The organism is Streptomyces sp. NPDC004327, from assembly GCF_042873935.1.
Taxonomy (GTDB): Bacteria; Actinomycetota; Actinomycetes; order Streptomycetales; family Streptomycetaceae; genus Streptomyces.
The window spans coordinates 158303-176465 of the sequence record NZ_JBIAME010000001.1 but is presented as its reverse complement, the minus strand read 5'-3'; the positions used below and the strand labels follow the sequence as shown (position 1 = coordinate 176465).

14 protein-coding genes, 1 tRNA gene and 1 pseudogene are annotated in these 18163 nt (G+C 74.5%); 10 read left to right on the top strand and 6 right to left on the bottom strand.

Annotated features, from left to right (window positions below; genetic code table 11):
• Nucleotides 1-268: 268 nt before the first annotated feature.
• From ACFYU9_RS00665 to ACFYU9_RS00650, 4 genes and pseudogenes are all read left to right on the top strand, one after another.
• Entirely contained in the window at nt 269-478 is a 210-nt protein-coding gene (locus tag ACFYU9_RS00665; RefSeq protein WP_389340998.1) for a hypothetical protein, read from the top strand.
• Nucleotides 479-567: 89 nt separating this feature from the next.
• Nucleotides 568-912: an alpha/beta hydrolase family protein gene (locus ACFYU9_RS00660; RefSeq protein ID WP_389340995.1), complete on the top strand. Its 345-nt coding sequence runs from the start codon at nt 568-570 to the stop codon at nt 910-912.
• Between the two features lie 28 nt (nt 913-940).
• Nucleotides 941-1090 (top strand): annotated as a pseudogene (locus ACFYU9_RS00655) (lycopene cyclase family protein); the annotation flags it as partial.
• Between the two features lie 14 nt (nt 1091-1104).
• The gene (locus ACFYU9_RS00650) at nt 1105-1332 is read left to right on the top strand and encodes a GMC oxidoreductase (RefSeq protein ID WP_389340992.1); all 228 of its coding nucleotides are present in this window, start codon (nt 1105-1107) and stop codon (nt 1330-1332) included.
• Nucleotides 1333-1464: 132 nt separating this feature from the next.
• Here the strand turns inward: ACFYU9_RS00650 and ACFYU9_RS00645 are convergent.
• A tRNA-Pro gene (locus tag ACFYU9_RS00645) sits at nt 1465-1541 on the bottom strand.
• A gap of 84 nt (nt 1542-1625) precedes the next feature.
• On the opposite strand from ACFYU9_RS00645, the gene ACFYU9_RS00640 reads away from it, so the two are divergent.
• Nucleotides 1626-2144, top strand: coding sequence for a DUF309 domain-containing protein (locus ACFYU9_RS00640; RefSeq protein WP_389340989.1), 519 nt, complete (start codon nt 1626-1628; stop codon nt 2142-2144).
• Here the strand turns inward: ACFYU9_RS00640 and ACFYU9_RS00635 are convergent.
• The 3 genes from ACFYU9_RS00635 to ACFYU9_RS00625 all read right to left on the bottom strand — a co-directional run bounded on the left by ACFYU9_RS00635 (nt 2134) and on the right by ACFYU9_RS00625 (nt 4907).
• Complete coding sequence (locus ACFYU9_RS00635) at nt 2134-3396, bottom strand: cytochrome P450 (protein ID WP_389340986.1); 1263 nt, start codon at nt 3394-3396, stop codon at nt 2134-2136. The genes ACFYU9_RS00640 and ACFYU9_RS00635 overlap by 11 nt on opposite strands.
• Before the next feature lie 447 nt (nt 3397-3843).
• Nucleotides 3844-4224, bottom strand: coding sequence for a DUF488 domain-containing protein (locus tag ACFYU9_RS00630; RefSeq protein ID WP_389340983.1), 381 nt, complete (start codon nt 4222-4224; stop codon nt 3844-3846).
• A gap of 29 nt (nt 4225-4253) precedes the next feature.
• Nucleotides 4254-4907 (bottom strand): TetR/AcrR family transcriptional regulator C-terminal ligand-binding domain-containing protein, encoded by a 654-nt coding sequence (locus ACFYU9_RS00625; protein WP_389340980.1) that lies wholly within the window; start codon nt 4905-4907, stop codon nt 4254-4256.
• Between the two features lie 180 nt (nt 4908-5087).
• On the opposite strand from ACFYU9_RS00625, the gene ACFYU9_RS00620 reads away from it, so the two are divergent.
• Together ACFYU9_RS00620 and ACFYU9_RS00615 are read left to right on the top strand one after the other, a co-directional pair.
• On the top strand, nt 5088-5888 hold the full coding sequence (locus ACFYU9_RS00620) for a phosphatase PAP2 family protein (RefSeq protein ID WP_389209481.1): 801 nt from the start codon (nt 5088-5090) through the stop codon (nt 5886-5888).
• Nucleotides 5885-6928 (top strand): DMT family transporter, encoded by a 1044-nt coding sequence (locus ACFYU9_RS00615; protein ID WP_389340977.1) that lies wholly within the window; start codon nt 5885-5887, stop codon nt 6926-6928. The genes ACFYU9_RS00620 and ACFYU9_RS00615 overlap by 4 nt, the downstream gene beginning before the upstream one ends.
• A 14-nt stretch (nt 6929-6942) precedes the next feature.
• Here ACFYU9_RS00615 and ACFYU9_RS00610 read toward each other — a convergent pair whose 3' ends face one another.
• Entirely contained in the window at nt 6943-10509 is a 3567-nt protein-coding gene (locus ACFYU9_RS00610) for a protein kinase (RefSeq protein WP_389340974.1), read from the bottom strand.
• A gap of 205 nt (nt 10510-10714) precedes the next feature.
• Here ACFYU9_RS00610 and ACFYU9_RS00605 point away from each other — a divergent pair, with 205 nt between their 5' ends.
• The 3 genes from ACFYU9_RS00605 (at nt 10715) to ACFYU9_RS00595 (ending at nt 17279) form a co-directional block, all read left to right on the top strand.
• On the top strand, nt 10715-11563 hold the full coding sequence (locus ACFYU9_RS00605) for a GNAT family N-acetyltransferase (protein ID WP_389209476.1): 849 nt from the start codon (nt 10715-10717) through the stop codon (nt 11561-11563).
• Nucleotides 11564-12219: 656 nt separating this feature from the next.
• Nucleotides 12220-13917, top strand: a complete 1698-nt coding sequence (locus tag ACFYU9_RS00600; RefSeq protein WP_389210366.1) for a S8 family serine peptidase — start codon at nt 12220-12222, stop codon at nt 13915-13917.
• A gap of 287 nt (nt 13918-14204) precedes the next feature.
• Nucleotides 14205-17279 (top strand): LuxR C-terminal-related transcriptional regulator, encoded by a 3075-nt coding sequence (locus tag ACFYU9_RS00595; protein ID WP_389342917.1) that lies wholly within the window; start codon nt 14205-14207, stop codon nt 17277-17279.
• A 45-nt stretch (nt 17280-17324) separates the two neighbouring features.
• Here the strand turns inward: ACFYU9_RS00595 and ACFYU9_RS00590 are convergent, their stop codons facing one another.
• Nucleotides 17325-18134 carry a caspase domain-containing protein gene (locus ACFYU9_RS00590; protein ID WP_389209474.1) on the bottom strand — a complete coding sequence of 270 codons (810 nt, stop codon included), beginning with the start codon at nt 18132-18134 and terminating at the stop codon, nt 17325-17327.
• Between the last annotated feature and the right edge of the window lie 29 nt (nt 18135-18163).

Below are 18163 nucleotides of genomic sequence, written 5' to 3'. Positions count from 1 at the left end.
CTGTGCCGGTCGGCTCGATGCCTGAGTTGCCGGATTTTGCTCGAACACGATTCCAAATCGTAGCAGTTGTCAAGCCACACCCCCCTCGTCGCACCGCGCCGCCCAGGCCGGTCCGGTGCGACGGGGGATCGAGTTCGACGGTTCAGGAGAGACCAGTGACGAAGACAACCGGCGACCGACGAAGCCGCACGGGACCGGTCGAGGACAGCGGGCTGAGGTTCACCACCGCCGCCACCGTGCTGCCGGCCGCCCGCCCGGAGGGATCACGATGAGGACGGAACTCACCTTCACCAGCCACGGCGTGCGCTGCGCCGCCCGGCACCTGCGGGCCACGAGCGACGCCCTGGCCCATCCCGCCGGCCGCCCCTGCGTGGTCATGGCCCACGGCTTCGGCGGCACCCGCGACAGCGGACTGCCCGGCTACGCCGAGGGCTTCGCCGAGGCCGGCATCGACGCGTTCGTCTTCGGCCGCGCCTGACCGGACACGGACTGAAGGACGCCGCCCGCGCCGTCACCGGGCGGGCCCCGCACCACCTGCCGGTCGTGGCCCACCCCAGGACGGTGGCGATGATGACGACTCCGCTCGCCGACCGGGTCGCCGCGACGATGGCCGGCCCGACCTGGCGCAACGAGGTCTGCGCACGGGCAGCCCTCGCGGTCGGGCTCAACCGGCCCACCACGTACGCCGGTCGCGTGGGCTGCCCGGTCCTGCTGCAGATCGGCACCGACGACCACGTGGCCCCGCCGGACGCAGCCCGGAAGGCCGGTCCGTGGGCGGAGGTCCGCGAGTACCCCGTCGACCACTTCGACGTCTACGACGGCGAGGGGCAGCAGCGGGCACTCGCCGACCAGCTCGACTTCCTGGCACGCCGCCTCGCCCCGTCGCGTTCACCGCGGCCCAACGCTTCGTAACCACGCACTCTTCGTTCGAAGGGACGGAATGAGCATGTACGACTACGTCATCGTCGGCGCCGGATCCGCGGGCTGTGTCCTGGCGGCGCGGCTGTCGGAGGACCCCGCGGTCAAGGTGGCCCTGATCGAGGCGGGCGGCGCCGACACCGCGCAGGAGATCCACATCCCGGCCGCGTTCCGGGGCCGTTCGACGTGCCGGCCTCCGACTCCGAGGCCGACATCCTCGACTGGGCGCGGCGGATCGGGCAGACGCTGTACCACCCCACCTCGACCTGCGCCATCGGCGCGGTGGTCGACCCCGAGCTGCGCGTGTACGACGTGGCCGGCCTGCGGGTCGTCGAGACGCGGCCACCGCCGCGCACCCACCCGGGGTCGGCACTCCGCCGGCCCCTTGCCGGAGATCGAGTATCGCCGGGCTGACGAGCGTCAGGACGAATCACCCGACCGCACGCGGGACGGTCGTGCGACCACACGGCGACCATCACGGCCCCGGACGCACGAAAGGCCGCCCTCTCATGGATGAGAGAACGGCCTCCGACCTGCGTTTCCGCATGGTCGGGACGACAGGATTTGAACCTGCGACCCCTTGACCCCCAGTCAAGTGCGCTACCAAGCTGCGCCACGTCCCGGTGCCCGTCCGCCCCGGCTTCGAGTTCCGCGGCGGCGTGCAGAGAGAACATTACCTCACGTCATGGGGTGGATCAGCACACGGGGTGTCACCGCGGGGTGCGGAGCAGAATGGACCGGTGGACAGGGATCGGGATCGGGCGGGGCGGGCGCGCAGCGCGCGGCCGCGGGACGGGCTGGGGCGGCCGCTGGCGTACGGGGCCGAGGGGGTGGCGCGGCAGCCTGAGGGAGTGGTGCGGGCGCCCGGGGACACGGTGCGGGAGGCACAGCGGCTGCTTGATGCGGGCATGCCGTTCCATGCCCATGAGGTGTTCGAGGACGCGTGGAAGTCGGGGCCGGCCGGGGAGCGGGATCTGTGGCAGGGCCTGGCCCAGCTGGCCGTGGGGCTGACGCACGCGGCGCGCGGGAACGCGACGGGCGGGGCGCGGCTGCTGCGGCGCGGGGCCGGTCGGGTCGAGGAGTACGTGGGGCGGGGGCCGGGGGCGAAGACGTACGGGGTCGACGTCGCGGGGCTCGCGGCGTGGGCACGGGAGCTGGCGGGCCGGGTGGAGGCCGGCGGGGAGGTGCCGGACGCCGCGGCGGCGGCGCCGCGGCTCAGCAGGTGAGAAGCAGTTCGCCCGGCGAGCGGTGGATGAGGGTGGGCAGCATCGGTACGGGACGGTCGTCGGCCGGCCGCAGTCCGGGCAGCCGACGGGTCAGCGCGTGCAGCGTGGCCCGGAGCTGGACGCGGGCGAGCTGGGAGCCCGGGCAGCCGTGCGGGCCGTGGCCGAAGGCCAGGTGGCGCGTGTGTGCCGGGGTCCGGGTGATGTCGAAGACGTCGGGGTCGACGTGGCGGGCCGGGTCGCGGTTGGCGGAGCCGTACGCGACGAAGACGGTCGCTCCGGCGGGCAGTTCGGTGCCGGCGAGGGTGACCGGCCGGGTGGTGGTGCGGCGGAAGCCCTGGACGGCGGTGTCGTAGCGGGCGGCCTCCTCGACGGCGGCCGGGACGAGGTCGGGCCGGCTGCGCAGCAGGTCCCACTGGTCACGGTGGCGCAGCAGGTGGAGCACGGTCGTGCCGATGAGCGCGGTGGTGGTGAGGTGCCCGGCGATGAGCAGGTTCTGGAGGTTGGCGACGAGCTCGCAGCGCTGGTCGTCGGTGAGCTCGCGCGGCCCCGGGCCGAGTCCGGCGTCCGGGGCGAGCGCGGTGACGAGCGTGGTGATCAGGTCGTCGCGGGGCTCGGCGCGGCGGTCGCGGGCGTAGCGGTCGAGCAGCTCCTGCAGAGCGAGGACGTCCCTCGCGGCGGCGATCTGGTCGGCCTCGGGGAGCGGGCGGAAGAGCAGGCGTTCGGCGCTGTACGAGCCGTGGACGGCGGCCGGCACGTCGGCCGGGTCCAGGCCGAGGAGGCGGCCGACGACGGCGCCCGGGAGGCGGCGGGCGTAGTGGGCCATGAGGTCGGCGCGCCCGTGGGCGGCGACGGTGGCGGCGAACTCCTCGGCGAGGGTCTCGGCCTGCCGGGTGATGTACGGGGTGAGCGCGGCGACCCGGGCGGCGGACAGGCCGCTGTTGAGCGGCGCCCGGTGGCGGCGGTGGGCGGGGCCGTCGGTGGAGACGACGGTGGGCCGGGGCGCGAAGCCGCTGCCGAGGACCGCGAGGGCGGCGGGCGCGGGCTGGACGTCGGGGCGCAGGGACTGGGCGGACGAGAAGTCCTGCGGCCGCAGCAGCACCTCGCGGACGTCGGCGTCGCGGGAGACCAGCCAGGCGTCGAGGAGGGGCTCGTAGGTGAGCCCGTCGGCGCGGCGGGCCCGGTCGTAAAGCGGGTACGGGTCGCGCTGGAGCTCGTCGAGCCGGTCGTGACGTGTCCGCTGAGCCGGGTCCACGCGGTGCCTCCTCACGGTCGGGGTGCGGGGTGCGGTGCAGGGGCGGGGTGCGGGGAGCGGGGTGCGGTGCAGGTGCGGTGCGGGGTGCGGTGTGCTGCGGCCATGGTGAAGGGGGCGCGTGCCGGTGACCAGGGGGCGTGCCCGCGGGTGGCGCGAAATGGCGTACGGAGGGCCGCGTCGCGGACGCGGTCGGGGCGCACGGCCAGGGCCGGGGCGGGGCCGGTTCGCTCGATCATGTCGTGGTCGGATCGCGCGGCCAGGGCGCGGTCAGGGCGCTCGGCCACGGTCGTTGTCGGGGCCGGCGGTCACGGCGCGGTCGGGACGCCCCGCAAGGGCACGGTCAGGGCGGGTCGGATCGCGCCGCCAGGGCGCGGCCAGGGCGCGGACGGATCGCGCCGCCACGTCGTAGTCAGGGCACTCGGCCACGTCGTCGTCGCTGCGCGCGGTTCACGGCGCCGTCAGGGCCCGGAGCAGGACCTCCGTGTGGCTGCGGGACGGGTCCTTGGTGGCGGTGAGGAGGGTGACGGGGCCCTCGGCGGCCCGTGCGCGCAGCGCCGCGAGGGCCTCGGCGGCGGCCGGTTCGGCGAGCTCCTCCTCGTAGCGGCGGCGGAACTCCTCGTACTCCCCCGTCGTGCCGTGGTACCAGCGGCGCAGCTCGGTCGAGGGCGTGAGGCTCTTGGGCCACTCGTCGATGTGCGCGTCGGCCTTGGCGAGGCCGCGCGGCCAGAGGCGGTCGACGAGGACCCGCAGGCCGTCGGCGGGCTCGGGCGGCTCGTAGACGCGCCGGACGCGGACGCGGGGGCCGACGGGCGGCGGGGTGTGGGGCATGGCTTCAGGGTGCCGGAGGGGCGGGCCCCTCACACCTCGGAGCCGCCGGACCGCTCGGCCTCCTCGGTGGCCCCGCCGTGCGAGGGCCGCACCTTCAGCGCCGGCAGGATGACCGCGTCCACGAAGGTCCGCATCGTCTCCGCGTCCGCGAAGCGGTCCTCGAAGAGGCGCTCGATGCGGAGCATGCCCAGGAAGCAGGGGGCGACGAAGCCGATCGCCGGGTTGTCGGCGGCGAGCTCGCCGCGCTCGACGGCGCGCGCCAGCATCGCGTCGAGGGCGGCGACCTCCGGTTCGATGACGGTCTCGCGCAGCGCGGCGCGCAGGTCGGGGTGGGCGATGTACGCCTGGCTGACGGCCTCCATCAGCTCGGCGTCGCGGTCGCGGCTGGTGGCGGCGATCCGGGCCGCCTCGCGCAGGTCGCCGACGAGGGAGCCGGTGTCGATGCCGGTGAAGACGGCGCAGCGCCGCTTGTCGAGGGCCGCGGTGACGAGCCGGGGCTTGGTGCCCCACTGGCGGTAGAGGGTGGCCTTGCCGCACTTGGTGCGGGCGGCGACGCCCTCCATGGTGACGGAGTCGTAGCCGCCCTCGCGCAGCAGGCAGATGACCGCCTCGTACAGCTCGGCCTCCCGCTCGGGGGTGAGCTTGCTGCGCCGGGCGGCAGCGGTCGCGGCCTGCGTGGACATCGAATTCCTCCCGGACATCCCCTACCCCGCCGGTCCCCCACCGGACACCTTTCCCTGCACATACGAGAGTAGGGGGTGCACAATCGAGACGCAAACGTATCGAGACGCTTGCGTCTCGATGAAATCGGATCTAGAGTTCCTGCGTTTGTTGTCCGATTTGAGGGAAAAAGGGGCCGTGCCATGGCTGCCGGAACGGGCGAGACGGGCGAGACAGGCGGAACAGGCGGCATACGCAGACCGCCGCTCGTGCGCGAGCTGCTGCTCGTCACCGCGCTCTTCCTCGTCTACAAGTTCGGCCGGCTCTTCGCGAACGGTCACGAGACGCGCGCCTTCCACAACGCCGACCGCGTGTGGGACGCCGAGCGCGCACTGCACCTGCCCGGCGAGGGCGCGATCCAGCAGCTCCTCCTGCACGGCGAGGGTCTGGTCCGGGTGGCGAACACCTACTACGCGGCCGTGCACTTCCCCGCCACGATCGCCTTCCTCGCCTGGCTCTACTGGCGCCGCCCCGGCCACTACGTCTGGTCGCGCCGGGTGCTCGCCCTCGTCACGGCCGCCGCGCTCGCGCTGCACCTGCTGATGCCGCTCGCGCCGCCGCGGATGCTCGCCGCGAGCGGCCTGATCGACACCGCGCGGGTGTACGGGCCGAGCGTGTACGGCGCCACGCCGGAGACCGACTCGATGGCGAACCAGTTCGCCGCGATGCCCTCGCTCCACTTCGGCTGGGCGCTGATGGTCGCGATCGGTCTGATCGCCGCCACCCGCTCGCGCTGGCGCGTGCTCTGGCTCCTCCACCCGCTGGTCACCCTCCTCGTGATCGTCGGCACCGCGAACCACTACTGGTTCGACGCGCTCGCCGCCACCGTCCTGCTGGGGCTCGCGCTGCTCGCCGTACCGGCCCCGTGGCGCGGACCCGGCCCACGCCCACTGCCGCCGCTCACCCCCGTCACCGCCGCCGCGACCGCCGGAGCCCTGCGATGAACGGCGCCACCGGAACCGTCCTCGCGGTCCTCCTCTCGCTGGTCTCCGCCGCCGGGTACGCCCTCGCCGCCGTCGCCCAGTCACGGCTCGCGTCCGCCTCCGCCGGCGGGCAGGGCGCGCTGCGGCGGCTGCTCGGCCGCCCGCAGTGGTGGTCGGCGGTCGGCCTGAACGCCGCCGGCGCCCTCGCCCACGTCGCCGCCCTGCACTACGGACCGCTCACCCTCGTCCAGCCGCTCGGCGCGCTCACCCTCGTCGCCGCGCTGCCCATCGGCGCGTACGGCGCGCGGCGCCGGGTCACCCGGGCCGAGTGGCGCGGCGCCCTGTGGACCCTGGCGGGCCTGGTCGGCCTCGTCGCCGTGACCGGCCCCGTCGAGCCCGACGAGGCCCTGAACCTGCGCGAGACCCTGATCGTCACGGCCGTGACGCTGCTGCTCATCGCGCTGCTCGCGTCCCGCTCCCGGGCCCGCATGGGCACCGGCGCGCGCGGCCAGGGGCTCGGGCACGCGACCGCGTCCGGCGTCGCCTCCGCCGTCGGCTCCGCGCTCACCCAGACCCTCACCACGGCCCTCGCCCGCGACCTGCCCGGCGGCCCGAGCGGCTGGTGGCAGACGGCGCTGCTCGCCGTCCTGATCGCCACGTTCGCGGCCGGCGGCCTCCTCCTCTCCCAGGCCGCCTACCGCGGCGGCCTCGCCGCCCCCCTCGCCGTCGTCAACCTCTCCAACCCGGCGGCCGCCGCCGTCATCGGCGTCGCCCTCCTCGGCGAGACCTTCCGCGCCGGCGCCTGGGGCTGGCTGATCGCCGGTGCCGGTGCGCTGGTGGCGGCGCGCGGGGTGGTGCTGCTGACGTCGGGGGCGCAGGGCGAGCCGGGGGCCGGGGCGGTGGCCGCGGAAGGTTACGCCGCGGTGCCCCCGGCCCGGCCCGGCGGCGCACCCGGCGAAGCCCCGCCGCTCGCCGTACGCGCGCTCCGCGACGTACCGGAACCGCCGGCCGCGCCGGAGCCCCTGGTCGTGACGGATCCGCTGCCCGAGCCGGCGCGTTAGGCGACCGGCGGCGGTCAGCAGGTCTTGCGGTAGGGCACGTCCGGGATGTGGGCCCGCCACTCCTCCTCGGTGAGACCGCCGGAGCGGGCGCAGAGCTCGCGGATGAGCCGCTCGGGGTCGAGGGTGTACGTGACGGAACGGCCCTCCCTGTCCACGGCGATCAGTGCCGAGCCGTCGGAGGCGAAGGCGAGCGCCGTGATGTCGTCGTGGGATCCGGTCATCGGGACGCCGAGCTGGATGCGGCTGCCGGCGTCCCAGAGCTTGATCTGGTAGAGGACTCCGGCCTGGTGGACGGTGGCGAAGGTGCGGCCGTCCGGTGAGACGGCGGTGGCGTTCTCGTAGGCCAGCAGAGGGCCCCACACGCTTCCGGTCCGCAGGTCGTCGCCCACGGGCACGAGGCGCCGGGCGTCCAGGGTCCGGATCACGGGCCGGAAGCCGCGGGGGTGGCTGTAGAGCTTCGTTCCGTCGTCGCTCATCGAGTCCACCTCCAGGCCGGAGGAGCCCTTCGCGAGGACGGCGCCGGACGGGAAGGCGATCCTGCCGAAGTTCGGGGCGGCGATCAGGCTCTTGCCGTCGGGCGCGAAGAGGACCGCGGCGCCGTCGGCCGCGGGACCGAGGTCCTTGTGCGTCTCGAAGGTCCGGCGCCGGGTGGCCAGGTCCCAGAAGGCCAGCGTGTTGTTGCCGTCCGCCGTCACGGCCTGCACGGCGAGCGACCCGTCGTCCGGCGAGAAGGCGAAGTCCACGAGCGTTCCGCTGACGTCGCTCTCCTTGAGCACCGTCAGGGTGCCGCGCCCCGTGGCCTTCCCGGCCGTCCGACCGCCGAGGTCCCAGATCTCGATCCGGGTGCCCATGCGAACGGCGAGCAGCCGACCGTCGTGGCTCAGCCGGAGATCGTCCACGTACTCCTCCGTCACGACCGTGAACCTCGTCGTCCGTGTCAGCGGGGACCAGATGTCGATGTCGTGGCCGTCGACGAGGGCGAAGGTGCGCCGGTCCGCGCTCACGACGGCGTTGGAGTAGAGGACGGTGCTGGACTGGAACCGGTGGGCCTCCTTGGCGGGATGGGTGAAGAACCCGATGTCGAGGGAGCGGACGACGCCGTCCGTTCCCGCGCAACGGAGTTTCGACCGGCTCACGCCGAAGCGCGGGGGCGTGTGGAAATAGCACTCGCTCTGGGTGGTGGAGAAGCGCATGACGGGGTCGTCGATCCCGGTCCTGGTCGCATCCCAGACCACGGTGCCCTGCACCAGGTAATGGCCGTCGTTGCTGAAGATCAGCGGATAGTCCGAGTCCACCTCGGCGCCCTTGAGTTCGATGCCGGTCCACCCCTCGGCCCGGTCGAACACGCTTACGGTGCCCTGCTTGGTCAGGACCGCCGCGTGGATGCCGTCCGGGCTGAAGACGACGGGGCCCTTGGTGTCGGCGACCTTGAGTCCCGCGTAGGGCAGGGGGACGGGCAGCTTCTTCCCTGTGCGGGTGTCGTACCAGGTGAAGCGGTGCACCGGATCGGCGCCGGGAAGCGAGACCACGGACTCGTCGGGCGAGAAGGAGCTGTTCAGCATCAGGAAGGAGATGCCGCGGCCACGGGGGGTCACGGTGATGACCTTCCGGGCGGTGCGGGTGTCCCAGATGACGAGGGAGGACGGATCGATCGACTCGACCATCAGATACGTGCCGTGCGGGCTGATCCCCGTCCCCGCGTTCCTGCTCGGGTAGGCGTGCGCGTCACGGGGACGGGCCGTGGGCACGTCGATCAGGCGCGTGAAGCCGTCCAGGGTCCGCACGGCGGCTGTCCTGCCGTCGTCGGAGAGGTCCACCAGGTCGACCCGCGCCGGCGCCGTGTACGAACCGATCCTCTTGCGCGCGTCCACGTTCCAGAATTCCAGCCGCGTGCCGTTCGCCGCCGCCAGCGTGTGGCCGGTGGCGTCCAGGGCCGCATACGTCGGGGCGAAGTCGAGCAGTCTGACCGCGTCGTCCTCCCACTGGTTGCGCAGGGCGAGCAGCGCCGAGTGCGACTCGGTCGTCCCGCCGAGCCGCGCCGACGCGATCGCCAGTCGCCGGCCCAGCTGCGGATCGTCGCGGCGGACGGCGAGGGCGGCGCCCGCGACCTGGGCCGAGGCGGCGCGGTCGCGCTGGGCGACCGTGGTCTGCCACTGGTCCACGGCGACGACCACGCCCCCCGTGGCGACGACGGTCAGCAGGGCGAGTACGGCGCTGAGCCAGACGCGCAGCCTCCCCCGTCGGCGGGCGAGTTCGGCCGCGGCTTCCAGGAAGCCGCGTTCGACGCGGTTGAGGGTGAGGTGGCGACGGCCGGTGGCGGCCCAGTCGCGGGCGCGTTCCAGTGCCGTGCCCTGGAACTGGTCGCCGCTCTTGCGGCCGTTGCCGTCCCAGTCGCGGGACGCCTCGGAGAGTCTCTGGTGCAGGCCGAGACCGGCGCGTTCGGCCTCGACCCAGTCGCGCAGCCGGGGCCAGGCGCGGATGAGCGCGGCGCTGTAGAGGGTGACGGCCTGGTCCTCCCAGACCAGGATCCCGGCGTCGGTGAAGGCGCGCAGGACCCGGTCGAGGACGGGTTCGGGCGTCAGGCCGTCGGTGAACTCGGTGCGCAAGGCGGTACGGAGGGTGTCCTCGGCGCGTTCGCCGGGCGCGACCAGGCGGAGCAGCACCTGGGAGACGGCCTCCTGGGCGGCGGTGTCCAGGCCGGTGAACGCCGCCTCCGCGAGGTCCGCGCGGGACGGCTCGGCGTCCCCGGGCCGGGTGCCGAGGGGCACGCCCTCGACGACGTCGGCGAGGTCGGAGCGGCCGACGAGGGAGAGGAGCAGCTGCTCCGAAGTCGGCCGGTCGGCGGGGTCCTTGGCGAGGGCGGCGGTCACCAGGGAGCGGAGCGGCTCGTCGAGGTCCGAGGTGTCGGGGTCGTGGGAGGCGATCTGGTAGGTGAGCGCGGCCGCGCTGTCGGCGCCGAAGGCGTGGCGGCCGGTCGCGGCGAACAGGACGACGGCGCCCCAGCCCCACACGTCGACCTTGCCGTCGCCGTGCTCGCCGCGGTAGCGCTCGGGCGGCATGTAGCGCATCGTGCCCATGGGTATGCCGGCGCTGGCGGTGCCCTCGACGATGCGGGCGATGCCGAAGTCGATGACGCGGGGGCCGTCGGAGCCGAGGAGGATGTTCTCGGGCTTGAGGTCCCGGTGGACCACGCCTGCGCGGTGGATGGCCACGAGAGCGGTGGCCACGCCGATCGCGAGGCGGCGCAGCTCCTCCGGCCCGTACGGGGCTCCGTCGTCGACGGCGCGGCGCAGATCGGGTCCGGCCACGAACTCGCTGACGATGAACGGGACGGGGCCGTCGAGGTCGTCGTACAGCACCTTGGTGGTGCAGAAGGGTGCGACGAGCCGCCAGGCGCGTATCTCCTGGCGGAGCATCGCCCGGTCGGCGAAGCTGGCCTCGTGCAGGGTCTTGACGGCCACGCGGGCCCCGTCGGCGTCGTACCCCTCGTACACGACGCCCTGGCCGCCCGCGCCGAGCCGTCCGTCGAGGTAGTAGCCGCCCAACTGGCGCGGGTCGCTGGGAAGAAGGGGCGATGCCAAGACCGTGTCTCCCGAGGTGTCGGACGGATGCGCGGGTGGCTCGACTGTGCCACGACGGGAAGACGCGGGGTGCATGTGTTCGGTTCGATGGCGGGGGGCGGTTCCGTGGCGCGGCCGGAAAGCGACGGTGGCGTGCCGGAGGGCCGGCGGTCGGCACTATGCTCGGCCGCCCACCCGCCCGTCCCGCACCGCCGAAGGGACTCCCATGGCCGAGTCGTTGACGATCTCCTCCGCCTCCCTGGAGGACTGGGCGCTGGTGCGCGCCTGGGCGGCGGCTGAGGGCTGGAACCCGGGTCTGGCGGACGCGGAGTCGTTCTTCGCGCAGGATCCGGACGGCTTCTTCCTGGGGCGGATCGACGGGGAGCCGGTGTCGGCGATCTCGGTCGTCAACTACAGCGACGACTACTCCTTCCTGGGGTTCTACCTCGTACGGCCGGATCAGCGCGGTCTCGGTCACGGCCTGGCGACCTGGCAGGCGGCGCTCACGCACGCGGGCGCGCGGACGGTGGGGCTCGACGGGGTGCCGGATCAGCAGGACAACTACCGGCGCTCGGGCTTCGTGACGGCGTACCGGACGGCGCGGTACGTGGGCGAGGTGCCGGAGCGGGCGGTGACGGGTGTGGTGGCCGCGGACCGGGTGGATCCGGTCGCGCTCGCCGCGTACGACAGCGCCTGCCACCCGGCGGACCGGCCGCGCTTCCTGACGCCGTGGCTCGGCACGCCGGGCCACCGCGCCCTGGTCCGGCTCACCGACGGCCGCCTCACCGGCTACGGCGTCGTACGCCCCGCCGAGTCCGAGGCCCGCGTCGGCCCCCTCTTCGCCGACACGCCCGCCGACGCGGCGGCCCTCCTCGACGCCCTGGCGGCGGAGGCCCGCGCGTTCGGCTCATCGCGCATCGCCGTCGACATGCCGGAGGCGAACCCGGCGGCGGCGCGGCTGGCGGAGGAGCGGGGTCTGGAGCCGACGTTCGAGACCGCGCGGATGTACACGGGGCCGATCCGGACGGTGGCGCGGGAGCGGGTGTTCGGGGTGACGACGCTGGAGCTGGGGTAGGGCTCGCGGGCGCGCGACGGCGGGGGGCGGAGGCCCTGGAGGGGGCCGCGTTCGGGACGTAAGGCGTGATGTACGGCGCGGAGACGGGGACGTTCGGTAGGCGACGCACGTACTTCGCGCCGTCACTGTGAAGTCCCGAACGCGGCCATCGGAACGGCCACCGCGGCGGGGTCCGGCGGGCGCGGGCACAGGGGAGGCGGCGCCGTCCCACCCGCGCCCCCCACACCCCTCCCCTGCCTCCCCCTCCCCCCGACAAGGGTTTTCCCCGTATCGAGTTCACCTCGGCGTTCCCTACTGTCTGCCGCACCGGCAGATCCCACCCCACCTCCGCCCTGTCAGGTGCATGAGGAGCAATGGATAATGTCCGCCGGCGGCGGCCTTGACCCGGGCCGTCAGCGCCGGTGGCGGCGCACGGGACCCCCACGCCCAGGGGACCACGGACGGCGACCCCACTTCGCCCCGAGGTTCCCGCGCCGCCGCCACTGCTCCACCCACGTCGTATTCGAAAGGGCCCCACCTTGAACGGTTCCAGGCGGAGAGTCATATCCGTGGTGGTCGCGAGCGCCGCGATCCTCGGCGCTGCTGCCACCACCTCCGGGGCGTTCGCCGCCGTCCCCGGCGCCCCGTCCCCGAAGCCGGCCCCGGCTTCGCAGGCCATGACCGCGCTGCCCAGCGCTCCGGTCGAGAAGGTCATCGTCACCTACAAGTCCTCGTCCGCGGAGGCCGGTTCCAACGCCGCCGCGAAGGGCGACGCGGCCGAGAAGGCCGCCAAGACCGGCGAGAAGCTGGCGTTCGAGCGCCGCCTGGCCGGCGGCGCCGCGCTCGTGAACCTGGGCGGTTCCGCCACCAAGCAGGACGTGGCCGAGGTCATGGCCGCCTTCAAGGCCGACCCGCAGGTCGCCTCCGTCGAGCCGGACATCCGGGCGTACGCGATGGCGGTCACGCCGAACGACACCGACTACGCCAAGCAGTGGGACCTCTTCGAGCCCACCGGCGGCATGAACGTGCCCACCGCCTGGGACAAGACGACCGGTGCGGGCGTCACCGTCGCCGTCATCGACACCGGCTACTCCGCCCACTCGGACCTGGCGTCCAACGTCGTCGCCGGCTACGACTTCATCACCGACTCCACCGCGGCCCGCGACGGCAACGGCCGTGACGCGGACGCCAAGGACGAGGGCGACTGGAACGCCACCGACGGCGAGTGCGGCACCGGCTCCAAGGCGTCGAACTCCTCGTGGCACGGCACGCACGTGGCGGGCACCATCGCCGCGGTCACCAACAACACCAACGGCATCGCGGGCATCGCGTACAACGCGAAGATCGAGCCGGTGCGCGTGCTCGGCAAGTGCGGCGGCTCGTCCTCCGACATCGCGGACGCGATCACCTGGGCCTCCGGCGGTTCCGTGCCGGGCGTCCCGGCCAACCCGAACCCGGCCAAGGTCATCAACATGAGCCTGGGCGGCGCCAGCGCCACCTGCCCGAGCGTCTACCAGACCGCGATCAACGGCGCCGTCTCGCGCGGCACCACCGTCGTCGTCGCCGCCGGCAACAGCAACGCGGACACCGCCGGCTTCACGCCCGCGAACTGCACCGGTGTCATCACCGTGGCGGCCACCAACCGCGCCGGCAGCCGCTCCTTCTACTCCAACTACGGCACCCGCGTGGACGTCGCGGCCCCCGGCGGCGAGACCCGCAACGCCACCGACACGCCCGGCACCATCACCACGCCCGAGAACGGCATCTACTCCACGCTGAACTCCGGCGCCACGGTCCAGTCGGCCGAGACCTACAAGCCCTACCAGGGCACCTCGATGGCGGCCCCGCACATCGCCGGCCTCGCCGCGCTCCTGGAGGCGGCCAAGCCGAGCCTGACCCCGGCCGACATCAAGGCCGCGATCAAGGCCAACGCCCGTCCGCTGCCCGGCACCTGCACCGGCGGCTGCGGCACCGGCATCGCCGATGCCGCCGCGACGGTGAACGCGGTCACCGCCACCACCCCGCCGGCCGGCAACGTCTTCACGAACGCGACGGACGTCCAGATCCCGGACAACTCCACCGTGAACTCGCCGATCACCGTCTCCGGCATCGCCGGCAACGCGCCCGCCACCCTCAAGGTCGCGGTCGACATCAAGCACACCTGGCGCGGCGACCTGGTCGTCGACCTGGTCGCTCCCGACGGCACCGTGCGCAACCTGAAGACCTCGTCGTCCTCCGACAGCGCCGACAACGTCATCGCGACCTACACGGTCAACGCGTCGACGTCGGTCGCCAACGGCACCTGGAAGCTCCAGGTCCGCGATGTGGCCTCGGGTGACACCGGCTACATCGACTCGTGGAGCCTGACCTTCTGATCCACCGCGACTCGCTCGCGAGTCGCACCAGAACCACCCCCCACACCCAGCAAAACCGCTGGTCAGCGAAGCGCCCGTGGTCTACACCACGGGCGCTTCCGGCAGTTGGACGCCTGTCCTTCACGCTCGGTTCACCGGGGTGTGCTGTCCGTATGCCGGACAAGGGGCCTGGACGTGGGCGCAGCGCTCCGTATCCTCTGCGCAACGGGGCTCATGGGCCGGGCCCCGGGGCAGGCGGGGCAAAGGGTGGTGGACACGTGACGACAGCGCCGCTCCGGCCTGCGCCGGTGGGCCGGGAGGAACTCCTCGGCCGCCTCGAACGCGTACTGCGGACCGGCGGCCGGGCGCTGCTCACCGGCCCCGCCGGGGTCGGCAAGACCGAGGTCGCGCTCGCCGCGGCCGGCCGCGCCGAGGGGCGCGGCGAGACCGTGCTCTGGCTGGCCACGCTCCCGGCCGACCACGACATACCCGGGGCGGCCGCGGCGGCCCTGGTCGCCTCCGTCGCCGCCAACCTGCCCTGGCCCGACCCGGCCGCCGCGGAGGACGGCCCGGCGACCCCGACCCGCCCCGGCGCCCCGGCCGAGCACGGTCACGGGAACGAGGGCTCGGCCCCCGCCACCGCCAACGGCACCGCGAACGGGGCCGGAGGCGCAGCCGGGAGCGGGAGTGGACACGAGCGGGTCGCGGGCGCGCTCGCCACCGTCGGCCCGGTGCGTCCCACCGCACTCCCCGCGCAGCGCACCGACGCCGCCGTCTCCGTCGCCGTCGCCGGCTCCCCCGACACCGCGCCCGCCCGCCTCGGCGTCACCGCCTCCGGAGTCCTCGACGGGCTGCCGGGGCCGCAGCGGGCGGCCGTGGCGATGCTGTGCCGGGAGGCGCCGCCGGAGGACGGCGGCTGGGACCCGATCGCACTGCGGCTCGGCATCGCCGGGATCCTGCGGGCGCTGACGGCCCGCGGCCCCGCGCTGCTCGTCGTCGACGGGGTGCAGCACATCGACGCGGACAGCGCCGATCTGCTGCGGTTCGCCCTGCATCTGGCGCCGCCCGCGCTGCGGGTCGTCGCCGTCGAGACCCCGCAGGCGTACGGAAAGTCGAACGGCTACGGCGGCGCGGACGCGCACGACTGCCGCCTGTGGGTGCCGTCCGAGGCGGACGTGCTGCTCGTGCCGCCGCTGCACGCCGACGAGATCGCCGAACTGCTCATCCACCACCGGCTGCCGTCCCGGATGGCCGGCCGCATCCACAAGGCGAGCGGCGGCAACCCGCGGCTCGCGCTCGCCGTCGGCCGCTCGCTGGCCGACGCCCGCACCCCGGTGCACCACGCCGAGGCGCTGACGCTGTCGGGACGGGCCCGGGACCTGGCCCGCCAGCTGCTCGGCGCCGCGCCGTCCGGCGTGCGGCAGACCCTGCTGCTCGCGGCGCTCGCCCTGCGGCCGACGGCGGCCCTGGTGCGCCGCGCCGGGCGGCCGAACGCGGAGGCGGACCTGGCGGCGGCCGAGCGGGCCGGGCTGGTGTCGCTCGCCGAGGACGGCACGGTCGCGTTCACCGCGGGGCTGCTGCCGTCCACGCTGGTGCACGACGCCTGCTGGGCCGAGCGCAGCGCGGGGCACGCGGCGTTGGCGGAGGTCGTGGACGATCCGGTGGAGGCGGTCCGGCACCGGGCGCTGGCCACCGACGCGCCGCGGGAGGAGTTGGCGGCCGAGGTCGCCGAGGCGGCGGACCTGGCCCGGCGGCGCGGCAACAGCGCGCTCGCGGCCGAACTCGCGCTGCTCGCCGCCGAGTCGACGCCCGGCGCGCACGGCCGGCAGCGGATCGCCCGGCTGGTGGACGCCGCCGAGGAGGCCGCCCGGGCGGCCCGGGCCGACCTGGCGATGCGGGCGGCGACGGACCTGCTGGCCCGGGACGCGGCGCCCGCCGACCGGGTGCGGGCCCGGCTCGCGGTCCTGGACACGGCGGGGCAGGGCCTGACCGGGCTCGACGAGATGTACGTGCACGCGATGGAGGACTCCGAGGGCGACACGGCGCTGCGGGCCGGCGTGCAGCTGCGGCTGGCCGTCAAGTACGTGCTCGCGGACGGCGATCCGGCGCGCTCGCGGGCCGCCGCGCTGGAGTCGGCGCAGCTGGCCGCGTCGATGGGCGATCCCCGCACGGCCGCCCAGGCGCTGACCGTGCAGGCGCGGATGGAGCGGGCGCTGGGCTCGCCGGACGCGGAGGCGGTGCTCGCGCAGGCGCGGGCCCTGGAGATGACCGAGCGGCCGGCCGGAGTCCGCAACACCGCGCAGATCCTGACGATCCGGCACGCCCTGTTCGACGGGCGGCTGGTGGACGCGCGGGCTCAGCTGAACGCGCTGCTGCCGCTGGTGCAGCGGCGCGGTTCGGTGGAGGACGCGATCGAACTGCTCAGCACCCTCGCGGAGATCGAGTCGCGGATGGGTCCGTGCGGTTCGTCCCTGGCGCACGCCGGTCAGGCGCTCGCGCTGACCCTGGAGGCGGGGCTCTCGCCGGGGCCCGCCTGGTACTCGCTGGCGCTCGCCGAGACGGCCGGCGGCAGCTTCGCGAGGGCGGCCAGCTATGCGCGGCGCAGTGTGCAGGCGTCGGAGGAGGAGGGCGACCGGGTCTTCCTGTCGCGCAGCCTGTACGCGCTGGGGCGGGTGCAGCTGATCAACGGGGACGTCGCCGCGGCGCTGGAGACGCTGCGCCGGGTGGAGGCGAACGAGCGGGCGCAGTCGACGGTGGATCCGTCGATGCTGCGCTGGCACGAGGAGCTGGCCGAGGCGCTGCTCGCGCACGACGAGGTGGACGAGGCCCTGGCGGTGCTCGCGGAGGTGCGGCCGGTCGGCGAGCGGCTCGGCCGGACCCGGGTGCTGCTCGGCATCGACCGGGCGTACGCGCTGTGTCTGGCGGCGGAGGGCCGTACGGACGAGGCGGCGGAGCTGCTCGCGGGCACGGCGAGCCGGTTCGCGGACGCGGAGCTGCCGCTCGAACAGGGCCGGGCGCTGATCGCGCTGGCCCGGGTGGAGCGGCGGCGGCGCCGGCGTTCGGCGGCGCAGGGCGCGCTGCAGTCGGCGGCGGCGCTGTTCGAGCGCGCCGGGGCGGCGCCGTGGCTCGCGCTGACGAGCGAGGCGCCGGCAGGCCCGGCGGTCGAGGGCGGCCCGGCGCGCGAGGAGACGCCGCCCGGCCTCGCCTCGCTGACGGAGGCCGAGCTGCGGCTCGCGCGTCTGGTCGGGCAGGGGGCCAGCAACCAGGAGGCGGCGGCCAAGCTGTATCTGAGCGTGAAGACGGTGGAGGCCCGCCTCACCCGGATCTACCAGAAGCTGGACGTGCGCTCGCGCGCCCAGCTCGCCACCGCGCTGCGGCCGTGACCGCTACGGCCGTGACCGCCGCGGCCGTGACCGCCTCCGCGACGGTCAGATGGTGAACGGGCGCTGGCCCAGGAACGCCTTGGTGGGTGCTCCCGTCGTGTAGAGGTTCGGGCTCTGGGTGGGCGGCAGCCGGCGCTGGATCGCCTGGTGGAAGGTGCCGTAGTCGCCGCGGAAGGTGCCGTCCTGCCAGACGGCGAGCAGCGCCTCGGTGAAGGCCCCGTTGACCCTGCCGTCGGCGGCGACCTGGTTGTCCTGGCAGGCCGAGATGAGGATCACCGGCGGGCCCTGTCCGTCGCCCCTGACGGCGGCGGCCTTGGCGAGCGTGCGCTGGAGGTCGTCGTAGAAGTCCCGGTCCCGCTCGTACAGCTCGGCCTGTTTCGGCTCGGGCAGATAGCGGCCGTGGTCGTCGCCGCCACCGGGCAGCTCGATGCTGCTGCCGCTGTGGCAGCAGTCGAGGAAGGTGACGATCCGTACGCCGTCGTCGAAGCGCAGGAACTCCTGGTGGAGCTCGTCGTCGATGAACTGGCGGTCGAAGAAGACCAGGGTCTCGTCGAGCCGGTCGGGTTCGTCGTCGGAGCCGGTGACGTCGGGGACCTGCCCTCCGTGGCCCGAGTAGGTGAAGAGCAGGATGTCGCCGGAGGCGAGCCGTTCGGCCGCCGAGCGCAGGGCGGTGGTGATGCGGTCGACGGTGCCCTCGCGGGTGAGCAGGACGGTGTCCGCGAAGCCGCCGGCGCGGGCGATCGCGGCCATGTCGCGGGCGTCGTTCTCGCAGGCCACCAGGGTGCCGTCCCAGCCGTCGTAGCGGTCCGGGTCGACGCTGTTCAGCCCGATGTGCAGGGAGATTCCGGTGGGCATGGTGCCTCCTTGGCCGGAGCGGAGGGGCA

Excerpts from the sequence above, each read along its gene's own strand:
- ACFYU9_RS00665 (WP_389340998.1), top strand. The coding sequence starts at position 269 with ATGAGGACGGAACTCACCTTCACCAGCCACGGCGTGCGCTGCGCCGCC.
- ACFYU9_RS00660 (WP_389340995.1), top strand. The coding sequence starts at position 568 with ATGATGACGACTCCGCTCGCCGACCGGGTCGCCGCGACGATGGCCGGC.
- ACFYU9_RS00630 (WP_389340983.1), bottom strand. The coding sequence starts at position 4,224 with ATGCCCCACACCCCGCCGCCCGTCGGCCCCCGCGTCCGCGTCCGGCGC.
- ACFYU9_RS00625 (WP_389340980.1), bottom strand. The coding sequence starts at position 4,907 with ATGTCCACGCAGGCCGCGACCGCTGCCGCCCGGCGCAGCAAGCTCACC.
- ACFYU9_RS00620 (WP_389209481.1), top strand. The coding sequence starts at position 5,088 with ATGGCTGCCGGAACGGGCGAGACGGGCGAGACAGGCGGAACAGGCGGC.
- ACFYU9_RS00615 (WP_389340977.1), top strand. The coding sequence starts at position 5,885 with ATGAACGGCGCCACCGGAACCGTCCTCGCGGTCCTCCTCTCGCTGGTC.
- ACFYU9_RS00605 (WP_389209476.1), top strand. The coding sequence starts at position 10,715 with ATGGCCGAGTCGTTGACGATCTCCTCCGCCTCCCTGGAGGACTGGGCG.
- ACFYU9_RS00600 (WP_389210366.1), top strand. The coding sequence starts at position 12,220 with ATGACCGCGCTGCCCAGCGCTCCGGTCGAGAAGGTCATCGTCACCTAC.
- ACFYU9_RS00590 (WP_389209474.1), bottom strand. The coding sequence starts at position 18,134 with ATGCCCACCGGAATCTCCCTGCACATCGGGCTGAACAGCGTCGACCCG.